Source organism: Hyphomonas sp. (genome assembly GCF_040882205.1).
In the GTDB taxonomy this organism is placed as follows: Bacteria; Pseudomonadota; Alphaproteobacteria; order Caulobacterales; family Hyphomonadaceae; genus Hyphomonas.
Genome location: NZ_JBBEBT010000327.1, coordinates 1 through 12,020, shown reverse-complemented (window position 1 = coordinate 12,020; position 12,020 = coordinate 1). Strand labels below are relative to the sequence as shown.

11 protein-coding genes and 2 pseudogenes are annotated in these 12,020 nt (G+C 62.0%); 7 read left to right on the top strand and 6 right to left on the bottom strand.

Going from position 1 to position 12,020, the window contains the following annotated elements; translation table 11 throughout:
• Positions 1-549, bottom strand: a 549-nt coding sequence (locus WEA77_RS14150; protein WP_368068522.1) for a LysR family transcriptional regulator, incomplete at its 3' end; no start/stop codon positions are given.
• Between the two features lie 636 nt (positions 550-1,185).
• On the opposite strand from WEA77_RS14150, the gene WEA77_RS14145 reads away from it, so the two are divergent.
• Together WEA77_RS14145 and WEA77_RS14140 are read left to right on the top strand one after the other, a co-directional pair.
• A complete protein-coding gene (locus tag WEA77_RS14145) occupies positions 1,186-1,800 on the top strand; it encodes a type IV toxin-antitoxin system AbiEi family antitoxin domain-containing protein (RefSeq protein WP_368068521.1) in 615 nt (204 codons plus the stop codon).
• Positions 1,793-2,653 (top strand): nucleotidyl transferase AbiEii/AbiGii toxin family protein, encoded by an 861-nt coding sequence (locus WEA77_RS14140; RefSeq protein ID WP_368068520.1) that lies wholly within the window; start codon positions 1,793-1,795, stop codon positions 2,651-2,653. The genes WEA77_RS14145 and WEA77_RS14140 overlap by 8 nt, the downstream gene beginning before the upstream one ends.
• A 148-nt stretch (positions 2,654-2,801) precedes the next feature.
• On the opposite strand, the gene istB is transcribed toward WEA77_RS14140, so the two are convergent.
• From istB to WEA77_RS14115, 5 genes and pseudogenes are all read right to left on the bottom strand, one after another.
• Positions 2,802-3,584 (bottom strand): IS21-like element helper ATPase IstB, encoded by a 783-nt coding sequence (istB, locus tag WEA77_RS14135; protein ID WP_368068519.1) that lies wholly within the window; start codon positions 3,582-3,584, stop codon positions 2,802-2,804.
• A pseudogene (gene istA, locus WEA77_RS14130) lies at positions 3,574-4,701 on the bottom strand (IS21 family transposase); the annotation flags it as partial. The gene istB and the pseudogene istA, both read right to left, overlap by 11 nt.
• Positions 4,702-4,876: 175 nt before the next feature.
• On the bottom strand, positions 4,877-6,412 hold the full coding sequence (locus WEA77_RS14125) for a transposase family protein (RefSeq protein ID WP_368068518.1): 1,536 nt from the start codon (positions 6,410-6,412) through the stop codon (positions 4,877-4,879).
• A gap of 118 nt (positions 6,413-6,530) precedes the next feature.
• Positions 6,531-6,971, bottom strand: a pseudogene (locus WEA77_RS14120) (IS21 family transposase); the annotation flags it as partial.
• 241 nt (positions 6,972-7,212) lie between these two features.
• The gene (locus tag WEA77_RS14115) at positions 7,213-9,423 is read right to left on the bottom strand and encodes a Tex family protein (RefSeq protein ID WP_368068517.1); all 2,211 of its coding nucleotides are present in this window, start codon (positions 9,421-9,423) and stop codon (positions 7,213-7,215) included.
• 179 nt (positions 9,424-9,602) lie between these two features.
• Between WEA77_RS14115 and WEA77_RS14110 the strand changes: the two genes are divergently transcribed.
• The 5 genes from WEA77_RS14110 to WEA77_RS14090 all read left to right on the top strand — a co-directional run.
• Positions 9,603-10,292, top strand: coding sequence for an A24 family peptidase (locus WEA77_RS14110; RefSeq protein ID WP_368068516.1), 690 nt, complete (start codon positions 9,603-9,605; stop codon positions 10,290-10,292).
• A 70-nt stretch (positions 10,293-10,362) separates the two neighbouring features.
• Complete coding sequence (locus tag WEA77_RS14105) at positions 10,363-10,797, top strand: hypothetical protein (RefSeq protein ID WP_368068515.1); 435 nt, start codon at positions 10,363-10,365, stop codon at positions 10,795-10,797.
• Positions 10,794-11,156 carry a hypothetical protein gene (locus WEA77_RS14100; RefSeq protein ID WP_368068514.1) on the top strand — a complete coding sequence of 121 codons (363 nt, stop codon included), beginning with the start codon at positions 10,794-10,796 and terminating at the stop codon, positions 11,154-11,156. Before WEA77_RS14105 ends, WEA77_RS14100 begins: the two co-directional genes overlap by 4 nt.
• A 12-nt stretch (positions 11,157-11,168) precedes the next feature.
• Positions 11,169-11,516, top strand: a complete 348-nt coding sequence (locus tag WEA77_RS14095; protein ID WP_368068513.1) for a DUF4345 family protein — start codon at positions 11,169-11,171, stop codon at positions 11,514-11,516.
• A gap of 59 nt (positions 11,517-11,575) precedes the next feature.
• Positions 11,576-12,020: GNAT family N-acetyltransferase (locus WEA77_RS14090; protein WP_368068512.1), on the top strand; the 445-nt coding region annotated here is incomplete at its 3' end.

The window sequence follows — 12,020 nt, the reverse complement described above, 5'->3', positions numbered from 1 at the left end:
CTCGGCAATGCCCGCGGCGATTTCTGCTGCAGCCAAACGCATGGCGCGGGCCATCGCTTGCCCTGCCGGGGTCAGCATCATGCCACGACCGCGCCGCTCGGCCAGCGCGTGGCCGCTTATCTGCTCAAGCTCGCGCACCGCACGGTGGACACCCGGCTGCGAGATTCCGCTTGTCGCCGCAGCCCCGGCAAAGCCTTGGGCCTCGGCAAAATGCAGAAAGGCCTTAAGCTGCATGGCAGTCATCAATTGTTCCGGCCGCGAAAACCCGCGCAGGCCGGATCGTCCCTGTCGCTGCCCCTTCAGCGACAGGCAGGCAAAGGCGCGGCGCGCCCGTTCAGCAAGCGCGAGCCCCGCTGCGGTCGGCACAACCCCACCGGAATGGCGATCGAACAGGCGCGCACCGAGTTGCCGTTCGAGCTTAGCGATGCCCTGCGTCAGCGCCGGCTGGGACAATCCGGCGGCCTCTGCCGAACGGTTGAGGCTGCGCAGTTCCACCACGCTGCCCAGCGCCCGCAAATGGCGCAGATTGAGATCAAACGGCTCAAGCATTGGAAGAAGACATAGCAAAATATTATGACTAGTCCACAAGCTGGATTGGCGCTTTCTGGCTCACCGGGCGCGAGGCTGGAGCAAAGGAGGCGCATCATGGGAATTGTGGTGCCGAGCCACCTCTGCAGGACATCGCGCGAGCCGATCCGGCAATAATCAACGCGCTCGGCGCAGCAAGGGTCGCCCATGTGCTTGAGGCCGAGGGGCGCATCGGGCTGCCTGCCAATCACATGCGCCCCATCTACGCGGGGCGCGCGCATCGCTGGCACCGCTGATAGTCTCGGACCGTGTCTCAAGACCAGTTCTTATCCGATGATCATACAAGTTCGGATCAGGTGGCGCTATGAAGCTGTTCCACGTTGAGGAAACGCTTATCGAAAGATGCAGATTGCGCTGTGCTATTTCAGCAACCAGCGGATGCTCCAGCGCATCGGACCAGAGCGCGGTCGCCACATAGCACCGTTCCGCCAGATGCTCTCCTTCGTTAGTTCTAATTTCCGCCGGCAAGCCTGGCCAGCAGAGCGGCGGTAAATTCTGAGCCTAGATCGGTCTGCCCTCATAGACGGTAACCTATAGAAGCGTTACAAAACCTCGGACCAAACAGTCCTTTGTCCGAGGTTTTGTAACATTACGTATATGGCTGCTCCAACGCAGAATGATCGCCTGCTCGGCTACATGCGCGAGCACCCGATCGCGCGTGCGTATGAACTGCGCAAAGCTGGTATCAGTGCGACGGCCATCTCGCGTGCGGTGAGCGCCGGCGAGATCATTCGCATCGGGCGTGGGCTGTACCAGGCCATGGACGCCGCAAGCGATCTCAACGCAAACTTCGCCGAACTCGCAAAGCGGGTTCCCAGGGCCGTCATCTGCCTCGGATCGGCCCTCGCATTTCACGGCCTGACCGACCAGCTCCCCCGCAAGGTCTGGTATGCGATAGGCGCAAAGGACTGGGAGCCGAAGGTGTCCTACCCGCCCGTCCGGATGGTGAGGCTGCGTGAGCCCTACTTTTCGGAAGGGATCGAAACGCACCGGATTGAAGGTGTGCCGGTGCGGATCTATTCGGTACCAAAAACCCTCGCCGACGCCTTCAGAAACCCGAAGCTGGTCGACAGATCGGTTGCCATAGAAAGCCTGAGAGCAGCCCTCGAACAAAGGAAGGCGAGCCCTGCTGCGCTGATGAAAGCCGCCACGACTTTCGGGGCAGGCAAGGTCATGGGCCCCTATCTGGAGGCCCTGACGTCAAATGGCTAAGCTACCTGCAAACCGCGCAGCTTCAGTGCGCCAGCGACTTCTCAACCTCGCGCGGACCGAAGGCCGCGACTTCCAGACGGTGCTGGTTGCATTCGGGCTGGAACGGGTGGTCTGGCGCCTGTCGGTCTCCGCCCACCGCGACCAGTTTTTCCTGAAGGGGGGAATGCTCGTGACGCTCTGGACTTCAGATCCGGGCCGCTTCACGCGCGATATCGATTTCCTCGGGTATGGCGCCCCTGAGGACGAGAGGATCAAAAGCGTCTTTGCCGAAATCCTCTCGATCGACGCGGCAGACGGACTTCAGTTCGACGCAAACGCCCTGACGGTCAGCGACATCCGCGAGGACCAGGTCTATGGCGGCAAGCGCTTGCGAACCGCGGCTGAACTCGCCGGCGCCAAAATCCCGATAACGATTGATGTCGGCTTTGGAGATGCCGTTACGGTCCCGGACTACGAGATCGAGTATGGCTCTCTCCTCGATTTCGATAGCGCCCGGATCCGGGCCTATTCGCCAGCCACTGTAATGGCGGAAAAGCTGCAGGCGGTTGTCGCCCTTGGTCTCATCAACGGACGCATGAAGGATTTCTATGATCTCTGGGCGATCCCCAGGGCCATAAATGTGCCGGACGAAGAACTGGCTGAAGCAATGCGCGCGACTTTTCAGAGGCGCCAGACTCCGGTTCCCGCAGATCGCCCGCCAGGCCTGTCAAGCACGTTCGCCGAGCAACCTGGCAAGGCCGCTCAATGGCGCGCGTTTTCAACTTCTACGACTTTGGAAGGCAAAGCGCTTGCCGAGACGCTGGAAGAGATCTGGACGCTCATTGAGCCGGCAGTCCGCAGCGCCCGGGCGTAATTGAGCGCGCCCGCCAGCCAGGCTCCAACCCGCAAGCCTGAAATCCGATCACGAGCTGATCTCGTGTTGATTTCTGCTGAGAACTGACCCGGGATTTCCATCGAGAACTGACCCGCCTTGTGACTATCTTTCGGGTTTCATTTCCGGGTCAAGATGATGGCTTCTCCTTTTTCGATTTAGGCTTCTGAGCCGAGCTGTTCTTGAACCGGAAGCTATCATTGCCGGTTTCGAGGATGTGGCAGTGATGGGTGAGCCGATCAAGCAGCGCGGTTGTCATTTTCGCATCGCCGAACACGCTGGCCCACTCGCTGAAGCTGAGGTTGGTCGTGATGACGACGCTGGTACGCTCGTAGAGTTTGCTCAGCAGGTGGAACAGGAGCGCGCCGCCCGATGCGCTGAACGGCAAGTAGCCAAGCTCATCGAGGATCACGAGGTCGGAGTGGATCAGACGGTTCGCGATCTGACCGGTTCTTCCCTGGGCCTTTTCCTGTTCGAGCGCGTTGACCAGTTCGACAGTTGAGAAGAACCGGACCCGGCGTCGATAGTGCTCGATCGCATGTACGCCGAGCGCCGTTGCGATATGCGTCTTGCCGGTGCCCGGTCCGCCGACCAGGACGATATTGTCGGCCGCATCGATAAAGTCACATCGATGAAGCTGGCGGACGAGTGCTTCGTTGATGTCGCTGCTGGCAAAGTCGAAGCCTGCAAGGTCGCGGTAAGCGGGGAACCGAGCGCTCTTCAGCTGGTAGGCGACGGACCGCACTTCCCGTTCAGCCGTTTCAGCTTTCAGGAGCTGAGAGAGCATGGGGATTGCTGCCTCGAACGCCGGCGAGCCCTGAGCCATCAGCTCAGTGACGGCCTGCGCCATTCCGTGCATCTTCAGGCCGCGCAACATCACGACGATCGCGCCGCTGGCTGGATCATGACGCATGACGGGTCTCCCCAGCAGAACGTAGCGTGTCGTAGCGATCAACATTGGCCTGTGGCTCACTGGCCAGTCGCAACGCCTGCGGCGCCGTCACCGGCGGTGTACTGACGGGTTTGCCATCGACCAGCCGGTGCAGCAGATTGAGGATATGGGTCTTGGTCGCGACGCCCGCTTCCAGCGCCATGGAGACGGCCATCAGGACGGCTTCTTCGTCGTGCTGCAGGACCAGCGCCAGGGTCTCGACCATTTCCCGGTCACCGCCCGGCGTGCGCAGCAGTTGCTGCTGAAGCCGCCGGAAGTCGTCCGGCAACTCCAGGAACGGCGCGCCATTGCGCAGCGCTCCCGGCTTGCGCTGGACGACCGCGAGATAGTGGCGCCAGTCATAGATTGTCCGCCCGGGACCATCGTGAGATCGCTCGATGACGCGCCGGTGCTCACACACGACCTGGCCTTCGGCGACGACGAGGAAGTGATCCGGATAGACTCGCAGGCTCACAGGACGATTGGCGAACGACGCGGGCACACTGTAGCGATTGCGTTCCAGATGGATGAGGCAGGTCGGAGAGACCCGCTTGCCATATTCCACGAAGCCGTCGAACGGCCGGCCCGCCGGCATCAGGCTGGCGGTTTCATCAGCCCAGGCATCGGCAACCGAGCCCGGCTGGATGCCATGCGGGATGTCCTGCCACAACGCCCGGCATCGCTGCTCAAGCCAGACGTTCAAAGCGTCCAGGCTTTCCGCCTGAGGTATGGGCTGCCACAGACGATGGCGCGCATCCTGAACGTTCTTCTCGACCTGGCCTTTTTCCCAGCCGGCTGCCGGATTGCAGAACTCGGCCTCGAACATGTAATGGCTGACCATCGCCGCAAACCGCGTGTTGACGGTCCGGGCCTTGCCGCGCCCGACCTTGTCGATCGCCGTGCGCGTTCGCCGGGCAATCGATCACTGGATCGATTGCTTTGCCGTCTCACTGTCGTAGATCCCGCGCCGCGGCACACCGCCCAGAACACGGAACGCATGGTTGTGCGCGTCGAACAGCATCTCATGCGTCTGAAGGATGTACGCGCGCACGAAGAAGGCGCGGCTGTAGCTGAGCTTGAAGTGCGCGACCTGAAGCTTGTGCAGCGCGACGATCAAGATGAGACTCGTGTTGCCTCATTGAGGAATGTTCCCGAGCGTTTCGTCGTTGCCTCACGTAAAATGCTCTCTACTCGACATCGCGCGGCATGACCATTGCTCGCGTGACGGGGTTGCCGTGCAGCCGAGCCGTAGGCGAGGCGGAGCGGCAACCCCTTCACGCGGTTGCGATCATGGCCGCCGCGCCCGCCTTACCCTCGGGGGGTAACGCAGGGGTGCTGGTGAACACGAGTGCGCGTGCCTGCTCAGAGCGCCAGCCCTTGAGCCGACGCTGGACCGTCCGCAGCAGACCTTCCGGGTAATTTCCCGGTTCCTCGGTCTGGAGCTTTTCGAGCAACTCGCGTCCAGTGCGCCAAGGTTCTTCTTGGAACCAGGCCTTCAGCTTATCGGTAACCTCAACCAGTGGGTCTGGTCGGCGTCGCCCCCGTTTCTGCAGCGGTTTGGCGGTCGCCATGGGCCGCGCCTCGCCGTCCTGCCACAACGTTTTCAGGCTCGACATGAACGCATCCAACGTCGGCGGCGACGTCTCCACCGGTGCCATGCAGGCAACCGCATCCGTCAGGACCACCAGTTTTTGCTGCGCCGCTCGGATATCTCGCAGTAGTCGGACCGGATCCAGACCGGCGGCAGTGTCCCGCAACTGTTTACGTGTCTGCTCGCTAGTCCGGGGCTCGTCCAGCAAGCGCTGGTAAGGCGTCGCCGGGGCGTGGTAGCGCTTGTATACTTTGGCTCCGTCCCGCTGCTTCTCGGCCAACTTGAACGAGGGCTGGAAGAAGTTCACGAACAGGCGGGATGCGGCATACAACTCTGCCAGCAAGCTTGCCGATTCCAGTCCCTCGAACCGACGATACCCCACCAGGCGACGCACAACGGAGCCGTTCTTCTGCTCGACCCAGGCTTGATCATTCTTCCGGTAGGGCCGGCAACGAGTAAAGGCGACTCCAGTCGCGGCGCAGTAATCGCGCACCGTCTCGTTGATGAACACGCTATCATTGTCGGAGTCGAACCCCAGCAACGGGAACGGCATCAGCTTGCGCAGTTCCGACAGGACCCCCACCAACAGCGTCTGCTCGCGAACCAGTAGCGGTGCGCATTCGGTCCAGCCTGTCGCGATATCGGTCATTGTAAGCGTCCACGCCCAGCTACCTTTCGCCACCGGGCCACTATGTGACACAAGGTCTGCTTCCATATGACCCGGGGCTGGGTCTCCCCAGTCGCTGAATGTCCGGATCGGAACACTGCGCCTCAACGCGGATCCTGCCACACCGCGCCGCCGCGCCTTCGGGCTGTTTTCCCGCACGGTTTGCAACGCCCGGTCGATCGTTGCAGCACTCATCTGCAACAACTTCGTCTTGATCGCCGGATCCAGGTCAAGATGGCCATGCCCCTCCATGGCCTCGATCAGAATCGGTATCAGCGGCCGCAACCGCTTGCCACACAGGCGATCGCTCGCCTCCCACAACACGATCAGCGCGGTCCGCACCGCCTCAGTGTAAATCCTGCGCTCGGGACGCGCATTCTGCCGCAACGGTGCAGTCTGCCGCAAAACGCGCATCGCATGCTTGCGGTGCAGACCCGTGACCGCAACGAATTCATCCAGAACCCTGCCCTTGCTGGCGCGGTCGGCCGCGCGATAACGCGCGCCGACCGCTTCAACCAATTCTCTCCGCGTCGCCATGCTCAACTTCCTCATCGTTTCCCCCAAGCCACCGCCGGGAGCATTTTAGATGAGGCAACAAGACACCGATCGGGAGCAATTCAGGCGAGGCAATGCGGACTTCTCATCCAGAATGTCGCGCTACAAGCATGGTGCGAACGCCGTCAATGACCGCCCAGTCCTCGCTCCAGTCGAACTGGAATGCTTCCCCCGGCGCAAACGAGAGCGGCACAAAAGTCCCGCGTCCGCTCGTCTGCTGCTGGATGCGCTGCTCGTCTCGCCAGGCCCGCGCAAACGCCGCCACCCGGCCATACGAGCCGTCATATCCAAGGCTCACCAGATCGGCATGCAGCTGTTTGATTGTGCGCTTCTGTTTGCGCGGCCGCGTCAGCTCCCGCCGTAGCCACGCCGACAGCCGGTCCGCATAAGGATCCAGCTTGCTCGGCCGGTCCGGCGTCCGGAAACGCGGCTCGACCACCTCGGATCGCAGATACTTGCGCAGCATGTTTCGTGAAAGGCCCGTCCGCCGGGAAATCTCCCGGATCGACATCTGGTCGCGGTGGTACCACCACCGGATAACGCTCAATAATGCCATGTCCAACACTCCATGGTCCCCCGCTCGCCAAAGCTCGGGACCGGTTCAAACATGGGTCACTTCTCAGTAGAAATTTCTGCCCTCCCAGGGTCAATTTTCAACGGCAATCAACAGTTATCCCCTAGTCGGTCGGGATATACCTTAGCTTACTGTCCAGATTTCTGGGACCAGCTCACTATCCAGTCGCACGAACAGACAGGGCATGGAATGCCTGACCTTTACGATCAGGCCCTGGTCTGACTTAGCGGCGGCCGCCGGCAAAGCCCCGGGGTTCACCGGCGCTTTGCGATTTCATGCTGAGTGCAATCCGCTTGCGGGCGACGTCCACTTCCTTCACGCGGACATGCACGACCTGGCCGGCGCGAACGACCGCATGCGGATCTTTGACGAACGTGTCCGAGAGCTCCGAGATGTGGACGAGGCCGTCCTGATGGACGCCGATATCCACGAAGGCGCCGAAGGCCGTGACGTTGGTGACGACACCTTCAAGGGACATGCCGGGTTTCAGGTCTGATAATTTCTCGACGCCTTCCCGGAAGGTCGCGGTCCTGAATTCCGGGCGCGGATCGCGGCCCGGCTTTTCAAGTTCCTTCAGGATGTCGGCGACGGTCGGCTCGCCGAAGGTGGCGTCGGCAAAATCGCGGGGTTTCAGCTTCGAGAGGAAGGCCTTGTCGCCGACGAGACTTTTGACGTCGCGCCCGGTTTTCTCCGAGATGCGCTCGACCACCTGGTAGGCTTCAGGGTGGACGCTGGAGCCATCCAGCGGGTTCTTAGCATCGCGGATGCGCAGGAAACCGGCGGATTGCTCGAAGGCCTTCGGGCCCATGCGGGGCACTTTCTTCAGCGCGGCGCGGGACTTGAAGGCGCCGTTCTCGTTGCGAAAGGCAACGATGTTCGAGGCCAGCGTCTCGTTGAGGCCTGATACCCGGGCGAGCAGCGGCGCGGAGGCGGTGTTCACGTCGACACCGACGGCGTTCACGCAGTCCTCGACGACGGCGGTGAGCGAATGCGACAGGGCGGACTGATCAACATCATGCTGGTACTGGCCGACACCGATCGCTTTCGGCTCGATCTTCACAAGCTCCGCCAGCGGATCCTGCAGGCGCCGGGCAATCGACACCGCGCCGCGGATGGAGACATCCATGTCCGGAAACTCTTTAGCAGCGAGTTCGGAGGCAGAATAAACGGACGCGCCGGCTTCAGACACCATCACGCGGGTGAGGCCGAGATCTGGCATCTTGCTTTCGAGTTCGGCGACAAGCTTGTCCGTCTCGCGGCTGGCGGTGCCGTTGCCGACGCTGACGAGCTGGACCTTGTGCTTCTTCGCGAGCCTGGCGAGCGTCATCAGGGCGCCGGCCCAGTCACGCCTCGGCTCGTGTGGATAGATCGTATCGGTGTCCAGCACCTTTCCGGTCGCGTCGACCACGGCAATCTTGCAGCCCGTCCGGATGCCCGGATCGATACCCATTACGGTTTTGGGCCCCGCCGGCGCAGCAAGCAGAAGGGCTTTTACGTTCTTGGAGAAGACGCTGATCGCTTCACCATCGGCGCGCTCCTTCACCCGGGCGAAGAGGTCGTTTGTGCAAGACGGCGCAAGGCGGGTTTTCCAGGCGATCTCTGCCGTCTCCGCGAGCCAGGCATCAGCAGGCCGGCCTTTGCGGGCGAGACCGGCCTTATTCATCACGAGGCCGACTGCCGGGTGCGGGCGATCATTCGCATGCGGAATATCGAGGCCGAGCTTCAGCACACCTTCCTTCTCGCCGCGCAGCAGCGCAAGGAGGCGGTGGGACGGAAGCTGTCCGATTGGCTGGTCGAAATCGAAGTAGTCAGAGAACTTGGCGCCCTCTTCTGCCTTGCCCCTGGCGACGCTGGAGCGGACCTTGCCTTCGGCCCACATCTTCTCGCGCACGGCGCCAACGATTTCCGGCGTCTCCGCCAGGGTCTCGACGACGATATGGCGCGCGCCTTCGAGCGCCTCGTCAGCGGAAGCGACGCCCTTGGTATTCGAGATGAACTTTGCGGCGATCACCTCCGGATTGAGATTTGGATTTGCGAGCAGTTGTTCGGCCAGCGGGGCGAGGCCGGCTTCGCGGGCGATGGTCGCCCTGGTGCGGCGCTTCTGCCTGAACGGCGCGTAGAGGTCTTCGAGCACGACCTTGGTTTCGGCGGCGCTGATCTGTTTTTCGAGCTCGGGGGTGAGCTTGCCCTGCTCACGGATGGATTTCAGCACGGTCTCGCGCCGGGCAGCCAGGTCGGTAAGATAGGTGAGACGGGCCGCGAGGTGGCGCAGCTGGGTATCATCGAGGCCGCCGGTGCGCTCCTTCCGGTAACGCGCGATGAAGGGAACGGTGGCGCCCTCGCCGATCAAATCAACGGCGGCAGAGACCTGTTTTTCATCTACATTCAGTTCGCGTGCGATGATGCGGGCGATGGACGGAGCAGCTGCGGACATGCGCGAAAATTCCTCTAGAAAGCAACACTCAGGCTTACACCCGGAAGGCCCATCTTGTGAGGCCGCAGGGTTCACAAATGGTTTCCGGCCGGGCCGGCGGATGACACGGCGCAGGCGGCGTTCCATAAGCGGGCGGGCGCCATCTGCGGCGCCTCTCTTTCGTTCCTGCAGGGGCCTGGATGATCGATAACGGTTGGATTGTTCTGGCCGGACTGGCCGCGGGACTGGCCGCGGGGCTGGCCGCGGGGCTGGCCATCGATGCGGCCGCCAGATGGTATGCCCGCTATCCGGACGACAGCATGGGACGTCCAGCTGCGGCGAATGCGCGTTGGGCAGCCGCTCTGACGACGATCGCCGGCGGGGCGGTGAGCGCGGCGGCGCTTGCCTTTGCACCCGGAGACCTGCTGGCATTCACGCTGCTGCTGGGATGGCTGCTGCTCGCGCTGGCTGTGATCGACCTGAAGACGTTCCTGCTTCCGGATATTCTGAATGCGGGTGTGCTGCTGCTCGCCGCGTTGATGGTGGGGATGACGCGGGCGGACGCCTGGGTGATGCACGTTGCAGGCGCCGCAATCGGGTACGGCCTGCTGTGGGCTGTCGAGACGGCCTACCGGCGGCTGCGCGGCCATGATGGCCTCGGCCGGGGCGATGCGAAACTGTTGGGCGCGCTCGGCATGTGGGTCGGAGCGCCAGGGCTTGCCCCCGTGTTGCTCATCGCGTCACTGTCCGGCCTGCTGGCGGCGCTGGTTCTCGCCTGGAAAGACGGGCGCGCGGTAAGCGGGCAATCGGCCGTTGCGTTCGGGCCGTGGATCGCGCTCGGCGGCTTTGCCGTCTGGCTGATGCAGCTGGCGGGCGCGCCTCTGCCGTGAGCGTAAACCGGCCTGACCGCCCCTTACGAAATCAGGCCCCGAAGCCTCCACAGGCAATGCATGTCGATGTGTGTATTGGAAATTCAGGGCGGCAGGCGGTGTTATCGCGTCAGGCCGCCTCGAAGCCTTTCTCGTCGGCCTGGGTGTGACCTGGGTGATGACTGGCGTTTACATCTTCGTCGATCCCATCGGCTTTTACGAAGCGGTTCCGGGACTGCAGCTGATGGGACCGTTCAACATGCACTTCATCCGCGATATAGGCCTTGCTTTCATCGCCAGTGGCGGGGCGCTGGCCTGGGGGGGCTTTGCCGAAGCGCGCGCGCTCGCTCTTGCGGGCATCGCCTGGCCATCGCTGCATGCCTTGTTTCACATTCAGATCTGGAGCCATCGCGGCTTTCCATTCGACAACATCTTTGCCTTTGATCTTTTCGCTGTGATCGGGCCGCCAGCTTTCGCCCTTTTGGCTGTGCTCAAACTCGGGCGTAGCCAGGACTCAAGAAGATGATCATCAAAATCTGCTGGGCGTTGCTCAGCCTTCTTCATGTCATGCCGGCGCTCGCGTTGTTCAGGCCTGCGCTGCTAGAAAAAATGTATGGCGTCCGACCGGGATCAGAACTTTTCACGCTCCTGCATCACCGTGCAGCATTGTTTCTGGTGATTGTTGTGATCAGCGTCTGGGCGATGTTCCGTCCTGAGGTTCGCGCGCTCGCAACCGTTGCGGTCGGCATCAGCATGATCTCATTCATTCTCGTCTGGTGGCTCTCTGGCGCGTCGCCTGCGCTGCGCACCATTGCAGTGGCAGACATGATCGGTTTGCCGATTTTGCTGTTTGTGGCCTGGCAGGCGTTTCGGACGATCGGATAGGCGATGTCAGGGTTGATCGCAGTTGTTGGTGCAGCATTGTTTTATGCCGTGATCGGGCTCGCAGCTATCGCCAAGCCGCAAACCTTGCTGAAGAGCTTTGGCCTCGAGGCAAATGCGCCGGAGAGCCGCAACGAGATTCGCGGTGTCTATCGCGGATTTCCACTCGTTGTGGCCGGGCTGTTGCTGTTCGCCCTGACGCGGCCGGACGTTTCTGATGGCATCCTTGCTCGCGATCGCGGCGTCATCCGCCGGCATGGCATCTGGCCGGATTGTCTCTGCCATGATAGGCTGCGAGCTCGGCCGATGTCCTGCGATGTTCCTTGTACTGGAAATAGCCGTCGCCCTGATGATTGCCAGTAGCATAAAGGGGCTGTGAGTTGTTCGATTTCCAACCGCACCTGCAGGGCGAGCTTTTGGCAATGCGGCCTTATCGCCCTGACGATTGGGACGCTGTTCTCGCAGCGGCTGCTGACGCGCTGATCTGGGAGCAGCACCCAATTCATGGTGAGTGGCGCGAAGACGTTTTCCGCGCGTCCATTGACCGCGCCTTAGCGGATCAGGGCGGGCTCGTTGCAATCGACCTGGCCAGCGGCACGATCGTCGGCTTTTCGCGTTACTCAACGCTGAATGTCGAACCTGGTGAGATCGAGATCGGCTGGACCTTCCTCGCGCGCAGTCATTGGGGCGGCCCCTGCAATCGCGACATGAAACGGATGATGCTGGCGCACGCGCTGGCGACCTGGCCAGTCGTCATATTCCGCATCGGCGTAGACAATCTGCGTTCACGCAAGGCGATGGAGAAGATCGGCGGTAAGCTGATGGATCGCACTCAGATCGTGTATTTGTCGGGCGCGGAGCATCTCC

Bases quoted from the DNA above. Each gene is read 5' to 3' on its own strand.
- WEA77_RS14140 (WP_368068520.1), top strand. From the start codon at position 1,793: ATGGCTAAGCTACCTGCAAACCGCGCAGCTTCAGTGCGCCAGCGACTT.
- WEA77_RS14110 (WP_368068516.1), top strand. From the start codon at position 9,603: ATGATCGATAACGGTTGGATTGTTCTGGCCGGACTGGCCGCGGGACTG.
- istB (WP_368068519.1), bottom strand. From the start codon at position 3,584: ATGCGTCATGATCCAGCCAGCGGCGCGATCGTCGTGATGTTGCGCGGC.
- WEA77_RS14115 (WP_368068517.1), bottom strand. From the start codon at position 9,423: ATGTCCGCAGCTGCTCCGTCCATCGCCCGCATCATCGCACGCGAACTG.
- WEA77_RS14145 (WP_368068521.1), top strand. From the start codon at position 1,186: ATGGCTGCTCCAACGCAGAATGATCGCCTGCTCGGCTACATGCGCGAG.
- WEA77_RS14125 (WP_368068518.1), bottom strand. From the start codon at position 6,412: ATGAGGAAGTTGAGCATGGCGACGCGGAGAGAATTGGTTGAAGCGGTC.
- WEA77_RS14100 (WP_368068514.1), top strand. From the start codon at position 10,794: ATGATCATCAAAATCTGCTGGGCGTTGCTCAGCCTTCTTCATGTCATG.